Source organism: Kribbella sp. CCNWLW201 (genome assembly GCF_037203805.1).
Classification (GTDB): Bacteria; Actinomycetota; Actinomycetes; order Propionibacteriales; family Kribbellaceae; genus Kribbella.
This window is the reverse complement of the sequence record NZ_JBBCBQ010000013.1, coordinates 121088-136500: the sequence shown is the minus strand read 5'-3', so window position 1 is coordinate 136500 and position 15413 is coordinate 121088. Positions and strand designations below refer to the sequence as shown.

16 protein-coding genes are annotated in these 15413 nt (G+C 67.9%); 3 read left to right on the top strand and 13 right to left on the bottom strand.

The window, feature by feature from the left end; genetic code table 11:
* Positions 1-16: 16 nt before the first annotated feature.
* Complete coding sequence (locus V9K99_RS38065; RefSeq protein WP_337012025.1) at positions 17-832, bottom strand: ATP-grasp domain-containing protein; 816 nt, start codon at positions 830-832, stop codon at positions 17-19.
* Positions 833-1034: 202 nt separating this feature from the next.
* Between V9K99_RS38065 and V9K99_RS38060 the strand changes: the two genes are divergently transcribed.
* Complete coding sequence (locus V9K99_RS38060; protein ID WP_337012023.1) at positions 1035-1910, top strand: type IV toxin-antitoxin system AbiEi family antitoxin domain-containing protein; 876 nt, start codon at positions 1035-1037, stop codon at positions 1908-1910.
* A 459-nt stretch (positions 1911-2369) separates the two neighbouring features.
* Here V9K99_RS38060 and V9K99_RS38055 read toward each other — a convergent pair whose 3' ends face one another.
* From V9K99_RS38055 to V9K99_RS38035, 5 genes are all read right to left on the bottom strand, one after another.
* Complete coding sequence (locus V9K99_RS38055) at positions 2370-3980, bottom strand: substrate-binding domain-containing protein (RefSeq protein WP_337010165.1); 1611 nt, start codon at positions 3978-3980, stop codon at positions 2370-2372.
* 2 nt (positions 3981-3982) lie between these two features.
* Complete coding sequence (locus tag V9K99_RS38050; protein ID WP_337010163.1) at positions 3983-4906, bottom strand: carbohydrate ABC transporter permease; 924 nt, start codon at positions 4904-4906, stop codon at positions 3983-3985.
* The gene (locus tag V9K99_RS38045) at positions 4903-5949 is read right to left on the bottom strand and encodes an ABC transporter permease (RefSeq protein ID WP_337010161.1); all 1047 of its coding nucleotides are present in this window, start codon (positions 5947-5949) and stop codon (positions 4903-4905) included. Before V9K99_RS38045 ends, V9K99_RS38050 begins: the two co-directional genes overlap by 4 nt.
* Before the next feature lie 120 nt (positions 5950-6069).
* Positions 6070-6414, bottom strand: a complete 345-nt coding sequence (locus tag V9K99_RS38040) for a hypothetical protein (protein ID WP_337010159.1) — start codon at positions 6412-6414, stop codon at positions 6070-6072.
* A gap of 231 nt (positions 6415-6645) precedes the next feature.
* The gene (locus tag V9K99_RS38035) at positions 6646-8388 is read right to left on the bottom strand and encodes a DUF2207 domain-containing protein (RefSeq protein ID WP_337010157.1); all 1743 of its coding nucleotides are present in this window, start codon (positions 8386-8388) and stop codon (positions 6646-6648) included.
* Between the two features lie 282 nt (positions 8389-8670).
* Between V9K99_RS38035 and V9K99_RS38030 the strand changes: the two genes are divergently transcribed.
* Entirely contained in the window at positions 8671-9135 is a 465-nt protein-coding gene (locus V9K99_RS38030; protein WP_337010155.1) for an HIT family protein, read from the top strand.
* Here V9K99_RS38030 and V9K99_RS38025 read toward each other — a convergent pair.
* From V9K99_RS38025 to V9K99_RS38005, 5 genes are all read right to left on the bottom strand, one after another.
* On the bottom strand, positions 9074-10177 hold the full coding sequence (locus V9K99_RS38025) for a TRM11 family SAM-dependent methyltransferase (protein ID WP_337010153.1): 1104 nt from the start codon (positions 10175-10177) through the stop codon (positions 9074-9076). The genes V9K99_RS38030 and V9K99_RS38025 overlap by 62 nt on opposite strands.
* Positions 10178-10364: 187 nt before the next feature.
* Positions 10365-10952: a hypothetical protein gene (locus tag V9K99_RS38020; protein ID WP_337010151.1), complete on the bottom strand. Its 588-nt coding sequence runs from the start codon at positions 10950-10952 to the stop codon at positions 10365-10367.
* Positions 10953-10954: 2 nt separating this feature from the next.
* On the bottom strand, positions 10955-11095 hold the full coding sequence (locus tag V9K99_RS38015; protein ID WP_337336426.1) for a hypothetical protein: 141 nt from the start codon (positions 11093-11095) through the stop codon (positions 10955-10957).
* Positions 11092-11664, bottom strand: a complete 573-nt coding sequence (locus V9K99_RS38010) for a beta-galactosidase (protein WP_337336425.1) — start codon at positions 11662-11664, stop codon at positions 11092-11094. Before V9K99_RS38010 ends, V9K99_RS38015 begins: the two co-directional genes overlap by 4 nt.
* 83 nt (positions 11665-11747) lie before the next feature.
* Positions 11748-12755 carry a LacI family DNA-binding transcriptional regulator gene (locus tag V9K99_RS38005; protein WP_337010146.1) on the bottom strand — a complete coding sequence of 336 codons (1008 nt, stop codon included), beginning with the start codon at positions 12753-12755 and terminating at the stop codon, positions 11748-11750.
* 231 nt (positions 12756-12986) lie between these two features.
* On the opposite strand from V9K99_RS38005, the gene V9K99_RS38000 reads away from it, so the two are divergent.
* Positions 12987-13145, top strand: a complete 159-nt coding sequence (locus V9K99_RS38000; protein WP_337010144.1) for a hypothetical protein — start codon at positions 12987-12989, stop codon at positions 13143-13145.
* Here the strand turns inward: V9K99_RS38000 and V9K99_RS37995 are convergent.
* Together V9K99_RS37995 and V9K99_RS37990 are read right to left on the bottom strand one after the other, a co-directional pair.
* Entirely contained in the window at positions 13138-15255 is a 2118-nt protein-coding gene (locus V9K99_RS37995) for a DUF6351 family protein (protein ID WP_337010142.1), read from the bottom strand. The genes V9K99_RS38000 and V9K99_RS37995 overlap by 8 nt on opposite strands.
* A complete protein-coding gene (locus V9K99_RS37990; protein WP_337010140.1) occupies positions 15252-15383 on the bottom strand; it encodes a hypothetical protein in 132 nt (43 codons plus the stop codon). Before V9K99_RS37990 ends, V9K99_RS37995 begins: the two co-directional genes overlap by 4 nt.
* Positions 15384-15413: the final 30 nt, after the last annotated feature.

Genomic DNA, 15413 nt, shown 5'->3' with positions numbered 1-15413 from the left:
CATTGTCCCTTACTGCCTAGAAGAGAGCCGCGACCAGGTCACCCGGGTCGCGAGACGCCGGCCAATCGCTCACCTGCCCGTCGCCGAGCTCGACCACCCGCCAGGCACCATCGCTCCGCTTCACCAGGTCAACGGTGACGAACGGTAGCCCGAGGTCGGCCACCAACGGCTCGACCTCGATCAGATCCAGCCCTTCTGGCAGCTCGTCCGGAGTATCGGGATGCGGCGTGACCAACGCACAGCGCCCGCCGATCCACCACGTCCGCGCCTCGGCCCCGGTGAAGCTCTCGAACCTGCGCACCACGAACCCACCGGTGAACGAGTCCTCCCGCAACTCCAGGAACCTCCGCGCAACCCGCTCGACGGCCCGCGGGTCAGGCACGTACGCCGCCTCATCCCAGTAATGCTTCATCGATTTCACGTAGTCCCGCAGCACCACAGGCCCCTCACCAAGCGCCCGCGCCGCCGAGACCACCGCCTCGACATCGTCGCCCGTGGTCCAGACAGACTCCGGTGTCACTGCATTCAGCGCGTCGTACCAGCCCGGCAACTCATGGGCAGCGCGGTAGGCAGCCGCCGTCGTCCGCAGTGTCACCCCACGACCAGCGAGAGCCTTCGCGAATCCGTCGTACTCGACCGCCGTCATCATCCACCCGCGATACACGGCATCCTCGCCCGCCGGCACTCCGGCAACCGCACGCTCGGGGTCGTCCAGCGCATCGTGGTCGATCCGGGCCACCACGATCCCCCGCTCCCGCGCAGCCGCGGCCTGATCCGCGAAGTGCGGATCGACGCGACGTGGGTTGAGCGGATCCCCAGGCACCAGCAACATCCCCCAATTCTCTTCGCTTCCCAGGTGTCGCGCCCCCTATTTAGTGCGAGGGGACCTAAGGACTGGAAGTGTGCCGTGGCGGTCACCTTGTTCCCGCGTGGATCGGGCGCTGCACCGGCTGATCCGGGTGATACGTCCTGTCCTTCGGTCCCCTGTGGACAACCGGAAGCAGCGTCGGGCCGAACTCGGGCAGCATTTCCGGATGGAGTCTGTTGCCGACGTCCTCCGGCGTCTGGGGCGTGCGGCAAGCTCGGCGGAACTCGTGGCTGCCACTTCCAAGAGGGCCCTGGCCTCGGCCGTGCGCCGTGGTGAGGTGGAGCGGCTGAGGCGAGGGGTCTACACCCTGCCAGGCTCGGCAACGGACCGGATGACCGCAGTTGCTTATGACGGTGTCCTCTCGCACCTGAGTGCCGCGCAGGTGTGGAACCTTCCGCTGCTGGTGGCGCCGTCGAAGCCGCACATCATCGTTCCGGTGAAGCGCAAGCCGCGTCGTGGTCCGCCCGCCGTCCTGCACTGGGCCGAGGTCACGGCGGACGAGCGCCGGACCGGGACGACTTCACTGCTCCGGACAGTCATCGACTGCGCGAGACTGCTCCCGTTCGGCGAGGCGCTCGCGGTGGCTGATGCCGCGCTGGCCAGCGGGCTGATCGCCCCGGACGAACTGCTCCGGGCGACCGTCGCGGCACGCGGTCCCGGCTGCCCGAACATCCGCCGGGTCGCCGCCTGTGCGGACGGTCGGGCCGGCAGTTTCCTCGAGTCGATGCTTCGAGCGCTGCTGATCACCCACGGCGTGGATGGGTTCGAGCCGCAGGTGATGGTGCGCTCCGGACCGTTCCGGGTGCGCGTCGATCTCGGCAATCGGGGGGCGCAGGTCGCACTGGAGGCAGAGGGTTACGAGTTCCACGGATCGCCGAATGACTTCGCCGCAGACTGCGGGCGGTACAACGAACTCGTCAGGGCGGGTTGGGTGGTCCTGAGATTCACCTACCAGCATGTGATCGGGGACCCTGCGTGGGTCGTCGACACCACAAGGCGGACGTTGGCGCAGCGGATTGGCGTGCCGAACGACAGGAGGTAGTCGCGCCTTGCCGCGGTCGGCAAGCGTTCGTCGGCGGGCGGCCGGGCACGCAGCATCCATACCTCCTGTCCTTCGGTCCCCCCGACCGCTTGTCTCCGGGAACGGGCCGTTGGGCGCTGCAACAACTGCAACTCGTTGAGTCATATCTATTCAGCGGTGACTTGGCAGTATGAATACTGGTGGCGCCGAGTGGGCGCGAGTGCGCCGGTGATGGCGGTGGGTGCGGCGCGGCGTTCATCCGGACCAGCGGTGAGTTCGACGGCTTCGTCGACTTCGACGCCGCCACTCGCGACCCCGCCGACCCGACCCGACCCGCCTGCAACGTACGACGGGGGCGACGGCCTCCACCCCAACGACGCGGGCAGCCACGCGATGGGTCACACGGCGGACCTCGACACCCTCCGCTGCGACTGAGAGGAGCCGTTGGTGGTGCCGGGGCGAGGTTGCCCCGGCACCGCGTTACTTCCTTCCTTGGGTGGCCATGGCCTCCTCGAATTCGTGGCGGATGGCGTCGCCGCCGGCCTTTCGCCAGTCGGCGACTGCCTTGTCCCAGGTGGAGAGGTCGGCCCGGCCGAGCTGGATGTCCTTGGTGAGGGCGTCGAACTTGGTGTCGAAGACCTTGAACTTGGTCGAGTGGGTCGGCGAATAGAGCCCGTACGTCGGCTGCTGGGCAGCGGTCGGCAGGATCGCCTTGAGGTGGTTGTACGCCACGTCGACCGCCTCCGGACGGCCCGGGAAGTAGACCGGGAAGCCGCCGTCGGCCAGGTACTGGATCGGGAACTCGCCCAGGCAGACCTCGCTGCCGCCGGTCTCGGTCAGCACCGGGTCGGTGCCGTTCAGCGTGTAGTGCCGCCCGGGCAGACCGAACTTGCGGAACAGGTACTCCTCGGTGCCGAACGGCGCGGCCATCCAGTTCAGCACCCGCAGCAGCATCTTGGTGCGCTCCGGCGAGCTGGGCTTGACCGCCGCGATCGAGTTGACCGGCTTGCCCAGCAGGACCCGAGCGGTCTTTCCGGCCTGGTTGCGGACGACCGGGATCGCGATCGCGAAGTCCTTCACGACACTGCGCCGGTAGAAGCTCTGGATCGAGGAGTACGTGTCCGACGTCATCACCGCCGAGCCCTGGCTGAACCAGACCTTCTGGTTGTTCTTCGCCACCCCGTCGGGATGGATCAGCCCGTCGACGACCAACTGCCGGCCGATCGCGACCATCTCCTTGTGCTCCTCGAGTTCCCAGGTGTGCACCAGGCGACCGTCGCGGACCTCCCAGTCCCTGGGCAGCCCCAGCATCGCGGACAGCGCCCACCTGGGCGGAAGGGCGAACGCCCAGCGATTCTTCTTCTCGTCCGTGACCGCCTTCGCGACCTTGATCAACTCGTCCAGATTGGGCGAACCGAGCTCGACGCCGAGCTGATCGAGGATGTCCTGCCGCGCCAGCAGCAGGTCGGTCGACATCACCCCGCGCTGGATCGGCACCGCCCGGATGCCGCCGGAGAACACGCACCCGCGCCAGGCGTCGGCGGACAGGTTGGCCAAGAACGGGTACTCCAGGATCGCATCGCCGGACAGGTGCTCGGTCAGATCCTGGGCTCTCGCCTCGAGGAACTGCGGCAGATAGGCGAAGTCGCCGTACACGTTGAACAGATCGCCGAGGGTGTCCCCGGCGACGGACGTCGCGAACTTGTCGTCGTAGTCACCGGCCGCGGTGATGGTCAGCTCGAGCGGTGAGCCGAGCCTGCGGTTCAGCTCCTGCCAGTACTGGTTGCGGTCGGCAGTCGGTGGGATCGGATTCGATGTCGGCACGCTCCCGGTCAGGTCCTCGCCGTCACCGGGTACGCCGTCGGTGACCCGAGCCGGCTGGGCCGGGAACCGGTAGAAGCAGTCCGGCATCAGCGGATGGCTGCGCGGCAGGTCCGGCTTCGGTCCGTCGAAACGCCGGTACGTCGGCAGTTGTACGGGCTTGTTCAGAGCCGCGATGTCCGTCGACCGGGTCACCGTGGCACAGCCGCTGAGGCTGCCGATGGCGGCGGCGGCCAACGACCCGCCGAGGAGAGTTCGTCTGCTGATCATGGTCATCCCTTCACCGCCCCGGTCAGCATTCCCTTGGCGAAGTGCCGCTGCAGGAACGGGTAAACGATCAGGATCGGCACCAAGGAGACCACCAGGATCGCCATCTGGATCGACTCCTGCGGCGGAAGCTGGTCGGCGGCCGCGCCACCGAGGTCACCACTGCTGAGCTCGGTGTTGTTGATCACGTAGGTCCGCAGTACCAGCTGCAGCGGCCACTTGGCGGTGTCGCTGATGTAGAGCATGGCGCTGAAGAACGCGTTCCAGTAGCCGACCGCGTAGAACAGGCCGATCACCGCGAGCACCGCCTTGGACAGCGGCAGGATGATCGACCAGAAGATCCGGAAGTCGCCGGCGCCGTCGACCCGGGCGGAGTCGATCACCTCGTCCGGGATGCTCATGAAGAACGAGCGGAGGATGATCACGTTGAACCCGCTGATCGCGGTCGGCAGGATCAGTGCGAGCAGCGAGTCCAGCAGGCCGAACTGCTTCACCACCAGGTAGTTCGGGATCAGGCCGGGGCTGAACAGCAGGCTGAACAGGACGATCATCAGCATCGGCCGCTGCCCGAACGAACCCGGCCGGCTGAGCGCGTACGCCAGCATGGTCGACCCGGCCAGGCTGATCAGGGTGCCGCCGATGGTGATCGTGAAGCTGATCAGCAGTGCCTGCAGTACGACGCCACCGTTGAAGATGGTCCGATACGCGTCCAGGTTGATCCCGTCCGGCCACAGCACGAAGCCGCCGGAATTGGTCACATGCGCCTGACTGGCGATGCTGGTCGAGATCACCCCGATGAAGGGAATGATCACGACCAAGCAGCAGAGCACCAGCACGATGCCCTTGATCGCCCGAACCGGCATCCCCGGCCCGTCGATCAGTTCCGGCCGCCCGGAGGTGGGCCGTTCAAGGTCTGTTTGGGTACTCATGATTTTCTGTACACCCCCGCCTCGCCGAAGATGTGGGCGATCTTGTTGGCGCCGATCACCAGGGCGACGCCGACCAGACCCTTGACCAGGCCGACTGCGGCCGAGACGCCCCACTGACCCGCGAGCACGCCGTTGTTGTAGACGTAGGTGTCCAGGACTTCGCTGGCCGGTCTGCCGACCAGGCTCTGCTGCAGGATGATCTGCTCGAAGCCCACGGTGAGCGAGTCGCCGAGCCGCAGGATCAGCAACAGCACGATCAACGCGCGGATCCCCGGCACGGTGACGTGCCACAGTTGCCGCAGGCGTGAGGCTCCGTCGACTCTGGCTGCCTCGTAGAGCCCGGGATCGATCCGCGTCAGCGCGGCCAGGAACAGGATCGTCCCCCACCCGGTGTCCTTCCAGATCACCTGACTGCTGAGCAGCGCGATGAAGGTGTCGGGATTGCCGAGGAAGTCGATCGTCGACCAGCCCTGGGACCGCAGGAAGTTGTTGATCATGCCGCTGCCGCCCAGCACCTGCTGGAAGATCGCGATCACGATCACCCAGGACAGGAAGTGCGGCAGGTACAGCACCGATTGGACGATCCGCTTGATCCGCTCCGACAGCAGGCTGTTCAGCAGCAGTGCCAGCGCGATCGGTGCCGGGAAGACGATGATCACCTGGACCAGGGTGATGAGTAGCGTGTTCTTCAGCGCGTTGAGGAACTCCGCGTCTCCGTTGAAGATCACCGCGAAGTTGTCCAGCCCGACCCACGCGCTGCGCCCGAGCGGCACGAACGGCAGGTACTCCTGGAACGCGATCAGGTTGCCGAGCAACGGCAGGTAGTGGAACGCGAGCATCAGGCCCAGGCCGGGCAGCGCCATCAGCAGCAGCACCTTGTCGCGCCGCGCCCGCGCCCACCAGGTGAGCTTCCCACCGCCCGACGGAGGGGCGGATCTCCCGGAGGCGGACGTCGGCGGCGATCCGGAATCGGACACCCCGGCTGGATCGATCGGCTTGGACTTGTCGGTTTCCGGGCGGAGGATTCCGTCTGTTCGAGCCACGCGACACACTCCCTGCGTCGTTGTCGGACGCCGCTCTCCCGGCTTGGAGAGCGCTTACCGTTCCAACGTTGTATCGTGTCTCGGCCCGTGACGCTAGGTCGAACGGTGCATCTTTTTGAGTTAAGTCAGGTGCCAGCGGGGTTCGGCGAGGTGCTCGCGGGACAGTACTTCGAGGTGGGCACGGGCCATCTGAACCGTCTGCAGGCAAAGCCCGCCGAAGTCGCCCAACTGGGTGCCGAGCTCCCCGGCCAGTTCACGGACTGTGAGGGAACCGCGGATGCGGAGGAGCTGGCGGGTGAAGGTGTCGACGTCACTCACCCACTCGATGCTCTCGCTGATGCGGCGCCGGCCGGCGGCGGCGTCGAGCGGGTCGCCGTGCGAAGGGACGAGGGCGTCGAAATCCAAGCCCAGCAGGCGATTGAGGCCGTCGACGTAGTGGTTCACGTTGGTGTATAGCCAGCTCAAGCCCACCGCCGTACGCGTAACCGTTGATTGCCGCGATGACCGGCGTACGCAAGCCGCGCAACCCGTCGCAGTAGTCGCGGCGGTTGCGGAAGTGCCACGGGCCGTCGTAGGCGTCGAGTTCGCGGACATCGCTGGCCGACCCTCCACGGCCCGGGAGCCAATCCCTAGCAAGCTCCCGGGCCAGCGCCGGCGGGTGGCATCCGGCACCTGTTCGTGCGCGGGAGCCCTACTTCACCAGGAGCCGCCGCCTCCGCCGCCGGAGCCGCCGCCGACGCCGCTGCTGGAGCTCCCGCTGTAGCTGCTGCTGGAGGACGACCCCCCGGAGCCGCCGGAGGCTGACCTGGCGCTGTCGGTGGCCATCGGCAGGTACAGGCCCAACTGCCAGCGGACGTGGTCGTACTCGGGCTGGGCCTGACGGGCCGAACCGCCCTGCTTCGTTGCGCGCTCGGCTTCGATCGTCCAGGAGGTGGTCTCACCGAGTCCGGCGGCCCAGGCGGTGAGCAGGTCCTCGTCGCGGCCGTCCCACCCCTCAAGGCCGGCAAGATAGAGGCGGTACGCCTCGGCCTGGCACCACAGCTCCGAGCCGCGCGCCGTACGGGCCCTCAGTTCCCAGGACCGCAGCACCGCCGCGAGACCACCACCAGCCAGTGCCGCGCCGACGGCGGTCGGCGTGCGCCAGGCCGTGCCCGAGTCCAGCGCGCCGTCGGCCGTGAAGATCAAGACGATCACACCGGCGACAGCGGCCAGCACACCGGCGATCAGGGCCACGCGGCGCGCTCGCTCCGCACCTGGCACCCAGAGCTCCATGTCATCGGACAGCCGCCAATCGTTCAGCCCACTCTCCAACTCGCGCCAGGCCTCGGCGAAATTCTTGCTGTACTTGCGCAGCGAGACGTCCGGATTCCTGGCGAACAGGGTGCCGACGACTCGCTCGGTCAGTTTGTCGGCGTTGCCGGGCTCCTCGACGGCTCTACGCAGTACCGGTTGGGTCGCCCCGGTGATGCGCAGGTGGCCATCCAGTGCGGCGCCGAGCAGCCACGCGACCAGATGGTTCTTGCGAACCTGTCCGGTCAGGAGGATGCCGCCTTGGGCCGGGCCGAGCTCCGCCGGGGGGACGGAGGACGGCCGAACAGTCCGGGCCAGCTTGCCCAGGTCCATCCGGCGTCCGCCCCGGACACGCTGACGTCCCGCCAGCCGGAGGAGTTCTGCGATCACCAGGGCGGCCAGGACGGCGATCCCCGTGATCCACAACCAGCCCTGTGCGAGGTGCCCCTCGGGCTCGGCGGGCGCCGGTCCGGTCGGCGGCTCGGGCAGTGTCGCACCGCCCCCGCTGGCCTCCGTGAACGTGCCGTACACGGTCAAGCCCTGTCCCTTGTCCAGGCCGCCGTGGCCGGCATCCAACTGTCCCGGCCGGGGCTGTTGCGTCGTCGCGCAGGGATCTCCCGAGCCGTACGAACCCGCGTTGCAGTGCACCGACCGCAGCGCGTACGGCGTGGCGACGTGCACCTCCACCCGCCTGATCGGCACCTCCCACTCGGTGCCCACGGCGTCCCAGGCCAGCCGCTCAAGGTTTCCCAGCGTCCGCAGGGTGTACTCGATCCGGTACCGGTGTGTCCCCGTCACCGTCGACGCCGGGTCGCCGATCACCATCTCGGTCACGAGGGACCCGTTGAGCCGGAACGGGACCTCCGCACCGTCCATCGTGATCGAGACGTCCCGCAGATCGCCACGCTCGTCCAGTGGCACGGTCCGGTAGATCCCGTGCTTGTCCTTGCCGGCGAAGTCGTAGTCGATGACCTCGGTGATCCGCGCGCTTCCGTCCGGGCGCACCTCGGCCCCGACCCACATCCGCGCGACCTGCTCCCCTGTTTGTGCGAGGAGCCCGACCAGCAGCCCGACCAGGCCGATCAGCAGGACACCCGCGACCAGCCAGAGGGCGTCCTTCTTCCTGCGCCTTGCGACCGAACCCGCCATCGTCGCACGTCCTCTCCTGACCCCCGGTGCCGGCACGGACGGTCCATCATCCTTCCAGTCCCAGGGGTGCATCACCCCAGCGCATCGGTACGGGCGCGGTACGGGCAGAGCGTCAGCAGCGGCGGTTCGTAGGGGGTCGGCGGGTCCCACCTGCCCGGTACCGCGGTGCGGCACGTCGTCCTGAGCACCGCCGCCACCAAGCCCGCGCACGCGACCAGCACTCGAACCGGGTATGCGCGAAGATGGCGAGGGTCGAAGGACAAGCGAGCGGAGTGTCATCGCATGTTCAACCACGAGCCTGACGACTATGAGTGCCCGTTCTGCCTGGTGGCGGCCGGCGGTGAGAACGGCTACTCCGGGCAGCAGGACATCGTGCTGCGCACCGAGCACGCGATGGCGTTCGTCGCCGCCCGGTGGTGGCCGAACAACCGTGGGCACGTGCTGGTGGTGCCGACCGCGCACCACGAGAACCTGTATGACCTTCCGGCGGTCTACGGGCACGCGGTACACGACGTCGTACGGGAGGTGGCTATTGCGATCCGGCACACCTACGACTGCGCAGGGGTGTCGACTCGGCAGCACAACGAGCCTGCTGGGTATCAGGATGCGTGGCACTACCACGTGCACGTGTTTCCGCGGTACGACGGGGATGAGCTCTACAACACGCGGCACCTCGCCGAGCCCGCTACTGCCGAGCAACGGTTGCCTTATGCGCGGCGGCTCCGGGAGTACTTCGCCCGGAGTTAGCCGGCTCGGCGACGAGGATGCGGGGGTGCTGCCCGGCGACAGCGACGTCGTACACGTCGAGGACCCGCCAGGCAGCATCCCCGATCATCCTGTCGCCCTGTTCGTGATTGAGGATCGCGACGACGAGGCCGTCCGGTCGCACGACTTGTCGCCATTGGTTCAGGTACGGCGTCAGGTCGCCGATGCCGAGCCGGATGTCCCAGGGCGGGTTCGTCACGATGCGATCGACTCGACCGCGTAGGTGTCGCGCGTCGCCGACAGACCACGTGACGGGTGCGTGTTCAGGCGTGTTCGCGCGAGCGGCCGCGATCGTTGCCTTGTCGATCCCCAGGTACGTCGCCCCCGGCATGAGCGCGTGTGCTTCTAGCAGGAGCGTTCCCGCACCACAGAAGGGGTCGAGCACTCGATCACCGGTCCTGATGCGAGCAAGCCTTGCCATGGCCGCGGCGACCGGTGGGTGCAGGCTGCCGGTGACTGTCTGACGGCGCCACTCGCGGCGGTGAAGCGGTACGTCGAAGGGGCGGATACCGACCCACATCGTCGTACCGTCGAGCACCACCCGCCAGTCGACCCGCTCGTCCGGTGGGGCTGTGCCGGTCCGGCGGGAGTGATACCTGGAGCCGGAGAGCCGCCGCAGTGCTTCACCGATGAGATCTTCGACGTCGAACCTGTTGTAGTTGCGCCTTCCCTGGAATGACGCGCTCACCGCGAACCGGCCCGGCGGGCAGGCTGTCAGCTGACGTTGGACAGCAGCGACGGCCGCTGCCAACGCCGGCCTGGTGTGACCTGGATCAGCCACGGCTGCCTGGATCACGAAGAGGTCGTCGGCCAGTCGTGGTGGGGTGGTGATGATCGTCGCGGAGGTGGGTTCGACGATGAGTTGTCGTTTGGACAGGTCGATCACGCGGTGACTCGCCGCGGCCAGTTCGGCGGCGGCGAGCCGCTCCAGGCCAGTGACGGTACGCACCAACACCGTCGGCTGGTCGCCGAGGTTGAGCGCGCGGGTGATCGACTCTGCCGCGCCGAGGCGCACAGAGGGCATGAAGGTTTCTCCCGGTCAGCGTTCGGGAGCGCCCAAGGGGGTCCGCTCCCGCGTCGCCGGCTGCGGGCAAAGCCACGAACAGGCCAGCGGGAAGCTAGCCCACGCGGAAGAAGTATGTCTCCATGGCGGCCGATGATGGCACAACTGCTTCGCCGTTCCCACCGATTTACCCGCCCGGTGGTTGAGCTCAGTGCATCAGCAGGCGTGGCAGCTTGTAGTCGATCCGGTGGATGACCTGTGCGCCGAGCCGGACATGCTCATCAGAGTCCCACTCGAAGTCGAAGGCGTTGGCCAGCCGGTTCATGACGTTGAAGATCAGGTTCACGTACAGCGCGTCGACAATGGCATCGTCGGGCACACCTGCCGCCCGGACGGCATCGACGTCGGATCGGGTGAGGCTGTCCGGCTGGTGGGTCGTCTTTTCCAGCAACGGCAGCACCGCCGCCAGCTGCGGACGAACGGAGCCGATGTCGTCGACGTCCAACTGCCCGGCCGACTCGACTCGGGTCGTCTCGATGTGGATCCGCACGCAGAAAGGGCATTGGTTGAGGCGAGACGTGAACACCGCGAGGAACTCGCGCTCGGCGGCAGTCCAGTACGACGGACCCCGCAGTACGTCGCTGCCGAAGGCAAACATCGGCGCGCCGAAGTACCGGGGACGGTAGAGCGCCAACTGCGCGACCGGATCCAGTCGCTGGCCACTCAGTCGCCGTACCGAGCGGATGAACAACCGCGCCCGCAGTCGGTGCCCGCTCTCCAAGATCGGCAGCCTCATCGTCAGGCCTCTTCGCGCAGAACACGCAGGCCGGCGTCCAAGCGGTGACAGGCAGCGCCGAGTGCGGCCGCGACAGTGATCTCGAAGATCTCGTCCTCGCTGACCCCGACCGCTCGGAGCTCCGCGACATCCGCATCCGTCACGCGGTACGACTCATCGCGGACCTTGGCGGCGTAGGACCGCAGCGGCTCGGCCAACGGGCCATCACTCGCGGCAGCCGCGCGGACAGCTGCGCCGGATCGGGCCGGCGCCTCGAAGACGACGCGCCGAAGCTCAGCCAGCAGCGCGGCTCTCCGCGCCGCGGGCCCTTCCACGCCGGATCGCCGTCCCAGGCCCATCGTCCCCGTCCTCGAGCCTCAGTATCTCCGATCAGCGCGTTCGCCGGAAGGTCAGGACGGCGGCGGGCGGTCAGTTGGAAGTGCGGTGCTCCTTCCACTCGCAGGCCGTTGCCGTCGGCATCAGTCAGCTCGGCCCACCGCACGTCGCTCCGCACGCCGTTCTCCTGCGGTACGACGAGCACCGGCCGGATCCAGTCGAGCCCGAAGACTCCGTCCCGCGGCTCCCACGTCGACCAGACCGACTCCCCCACCCGGATCACACCGATCCCCGCCGCGCTCATCAGATCCAGGTCTGTATCAACCCGACCATGCAACTCCCGCGACAGATACTCCGGGTAATAAGCCGTCCCCAACACAACCCGCGGCGGCGGCATGAGAAGAAGTTGACCCAGACAACGCCTGAATGCAATCGTTTGCACGCGACGCGACAGGACACGTGGCGTGGTTCGGGATGAGGTCAGGTGGCGCGGATGCGGGCTCGTCGGCGAGCCGGGCCGGTGCTGGCGCGGACTACCAGTTCAGGGGTCAGCAGGTCTGGACGCGGCCAGTCCTCACCCGAGAGTCTTGCGGACAGCTGTTGCCAGGCCAGCTCTCCCAACCGCGCGCGTTCGTTGCGGAGGGTGGTGAGTGGGGGGCGGGCGTAGGCGGCGATGGGGATGTCGTCGTAGGAGGCGACCGACAGCTCGGCGGGGACCTCGACGTCGTTGTCGTGCAACCAGCTGAGAAGGCCGACGCCGACCAGGTCGTTGAAGGTGATGACGGCGGTCGCGCGACTCCGCAGTACGGTCGGCCCGGCGTCGTACCCGTGGTGACCGGCCCAGCCGCCCTCGATCTCGTCCAGCGTCACGTCGAGGGCGCGCGCCGTACGACGCAAGGTCCGCCGGCGCTCGCCGTCCGACCAGGACGTAGCCGGGCCGCCGACGTACAGGACTCGCCGATGACCTAGACCGGTGAGGTGTTCGAGCAGGATCCGGCTGGCGGCGCGGTAGTCGATCGCGACCACACCGGCGTGCTTCACCGTCCGGTTGATACAGACAACCGGCACCGGGAACGCGAGCGCCTTCTCCAGGCCGGCCCGGTTGAGCCGCGAGCTGCAGAGCACGAGCGCACCGGAGTGGTCCACCAGCTCCTCGACCAAGCGCAGTTCCTCGGCGGGATCCTCGCCGCTCTCACCGATGAGCAATCGGTAGCCGCCGGCCCGGGCCGCGGCGGCGAGCCCCTTCAGCACCTCGGAGAAGAACGGGTTCGTCAGGTCCGGCACGGTCACCCCGACGGTCAGCGGCCGGCCGAGCTTGAACTCCTGCGCCCGCTTGTCCGCACGGTACCCCAGCTCCCCCGCGACCGCCCGCACATGCGCGACCACCTCGGGTGAGATCAGGTCGGAACCGTTCAGCGCCCGGGACACCGTCGACACCGACGTGCCCGCCTCGCGTGCCACGTCGATCAGCCGAACCCGCTCCGCCACGCTCACCTCTCATCTGCTGAGGGGGTGGGACGCCGTCACCCCACCTGAGTGTCTCCGATCCACACATTCCGGATCGTCACGTCGTCGGCGTACTGTACGACAGCTTCCGCCGCAACCACGTCGAACCGGCTGTTCGTGACAGCGACGGAACGAATCCGCAGACTCTCCGCTCCCACCATCCGATACGCCCGCTCGGCCCGCGCCACCCGGACCCATCGAACCGGATGTCGCTTGAGAGACCGTGTCGCTGCGGATCGGGTTCCGCACCGCGTCTGGGTGACTCTGGACGCACTGCAGCACGCCCTCGGCAGCCCGACCAGTGGAGCACCGATCCTGCCGCCGTACGACCTGCAGCCCCGCGCTCACCGCGTCCGATTCACCCTCAGCTGAAGTGCAGCCAGGTGCCGGCCAGGGGTTGCTGGGCGATGCCCGGCTTGGTGTAGTCACAGACGCCGGTCGGGAAGATGGCGAGCAGGCGATTCCATTGGGCGTCGGTGAAGCTGGAGTAGTCGCTGCGGACTGGCGTGTGGAGGCGGCACTTCACCACGTCAGCGGCCACCCCCGCGCCGGCGACCTCGCGCGGGAACGACGCAGACGGGAACAATTGCTCGCAACGCGACGAGGGATTGCGGTTGAGCGGCTGCGCGATGAAACCTTCGGGCCCACGGCAACCTTCGACCAACGTGGACGGACGCGCGTCGACGATCTTGTCGATGCGTGGGCGGGACGAGTCGTCGGCGCTCAACGCGGTCAACCAACGGTCGAGCGAGTCGACGGCGTGTTGAAGCAGTGGGCTCGCAGTGCTGAAGAGGCCGTACTGCGCGTTCTCCAGCAGGCTCACCTGATTCGCCGACGTCCCGTTCGCCTTCTCCAGCCGCGCACGCATCGAGAACGTGTGGTACCTGACGTGGATGTCGCCGTACGACTGATCGTCGTAGTACGCGCGATAGTCGATGATCGGTACGTCGGCCAGCCCTCCCCCGCCGCTGGTCAGTCGTCCGGTCCGGTACGCCGTACGCAGCGCCTGCGGATCCGCCACCGTCCGGGCCGGCACCAGGTTCGCGTCGGCGTCGAAGCCGCCGACCCGCTCGTTGAGGTCGAGGAACTGCTCTGCCGTGATCACGCCGGACCGCAGTACGCCGAGGCCGTACTGCACGCCCACGTTGTCCAACGGCCGGCGGGCGAACCCGGTCGCCGGGTCAGCGCCGTACGCGTTGATCGCGTGGTCGTAGACATCGCAGCGGACGCCACGCGGGTTCTGCAGCGGGTCGTAGCGGTCCGCGGCCGGGATGATGTCGCAGTTGCGGCGTGGATCGATGCGTCCGGCGCTGATCGCCATACTCGGAAGGGTCGCGTACGTCGCGAAGCCGGAGACCTGGCGCTTCTGCTCCTGGGTCCAGGGGACGCTCGCGCGGGAGGTGAAGTACGAGTCCAGCAGCCAGGCGTCGCTGATGAACGTGACGGTCCCGAACCCGACGTCCGGGAACGAGCAGCCCACGATGATCCCGTCGAAGATGCCCGGGTAGTTGTCGGTGATCTGATGGGCCTGGTACGAGCCACCCGAGCAGCCGAAGCCGACGGTGTACGCGGGTTGGCCGTAGTGCTCGACGAACAGTTCCTTCGTCATCATCGCCGACTCCGCGGCCGTCAGATCGTTGCAGTTCTGGCCGAAGACGTTCAGCGACGACGACATCAGCGCGTAGCCGCGGCCGAGCAGGAAGGCGTCCGTCACGCCGCCGGTGGTGCTGCCGGAGCGGTACCAACCGCCCGCGCAGCCGCCGCCGAGGGTGAAGATCGCGCGGCCGTTCCAGCCGGCCGTCCGCTTGACGGGCGTTGGCGCGGGCTCGCTGAGCGGGTCGTGCAGCATGCTGGTCTGGACGACGGCCCGGTTGGCGCTGCCGGTTTCCATCCGTACGACGAACGGAACCTTCACGCCGAGCGAGTTGGTGGTGCGGGCAAGGTCAGCCGGGTATGACGTGGTGCCTTTGGGCCACGTGGCCCACTGGCCCGTGGTCGTCCGGTAGAAGTAGTCGACCCGCGGCGCGACGGTGCAGTTGGCGTCGAGTGGGGCGCCCAGGGTTCCGCCGATGACGGGGATGGTGAACTTCGCGGTCTCGCAGACGAACGGTTGCTGGTGCGGGCCCGAGAACACCGGGCCTTGCCGTGGATAGTTGCGCACTTCGAGGGTCGTTCGTTCGTCGGCGGCCGACGCTCGCAGAGTGTTCGAACCCACCCGCATGCCCCCGACCAGACCGGTCAGTCCCTGCCCGTCGGCGGTGAACACCGACGTCACGTCCCTGCCGTTCAGCGTCACCTGCACACGCTCGGCGCCAGCCGGCACATCGACGTGCACGAGCGCGTCGCCACCAGTCACCGTGTCCGGGCGACCGGAGAGGACCTCGACCCGCAACTCATCGGCAGCCGAAGCCGGCAACACCGCCACAGGCAGACCCACCACAAGCAGGCACGCGATCAGCCCGATCGGCCGGGAGCGATTCACGACTCCTCCCGAATCAGCCGCGCCTCGCCCCAGAAGACGGCCCGAACGGTGCCAGTGGCAACGTCCGGGTACCCGCTGTAGACGCCGATCCGGTTCACGTCCCTGAACGTACCCAGATTCAGCGTCACTACCGCCGCCGTGGTGGCTGAGGCTCACCC

Coding starts and splice junctions, on each gene's coding strand:
- V9K99_RS38055 (WP_337010165.1), bottom strand. CDS start 3,980: ATGATCAGCAGACGAACTCTCCTCGGCGGGTCGTTGGCCGCCGCCGCC.
- V9K99_RS38025 (WP_337010153.1), bottom strand. CDS start 10,177: ATGCCCTCTGTGCGCCTCGGCGCGGCAGAGTCGATCACCCGCGCGCTC.
- V9K99_RS38060 (WP_337012023.1), top strand. CDS start 1,035: ATGGAGTCTGTTGCCGACGTCCTCCGGCGTCTGGGGCGTGCGGCAAGC.
- V9K99_RS38010 (WP_337336425.1), bottom strand. CDS start 11,664: ATGCCGCCGCCGCGGGTTGTGTTGGGGACGGCTTATTACCCGGAGTAT.
- V9K99_RS38065 (WP_337012025.1), bottom strand. CDS start 832: ATGTTGCTGGTGCCTGGGGATCCGCTCAACCCACGTCGCGTCGATCCG.
- V9K99_RS38030 (WP_337010155.1), top strand. CDS start 8,671: ATGTTCAACCACGAGCCTGACGACTATGAGTGCCCGTTCTGCCTGGTG.
- V9K99_RS38020 (WP_337010151.1), bottom strand. CDS start 10,952: ATGAGGCTGCCGATCTTGGAGAGCGGGCACCGACTGCGGGCGCGGTTG.
- V9K99_RS38050 (WP_337010163.1), bottom strand. CDS start 4,906: ATGAGTACCCAAACAGACCTTGAACGGCCCACCTCCGGGCGGCCGGAA.
- V9K99_RS38035 (WP_337010157.1), bottom strand. CDS start 8,388: ATGGCGGGTTCGGTCGCAAGGCGCAGGAAGAAGGACGCCCTCTGGCTG.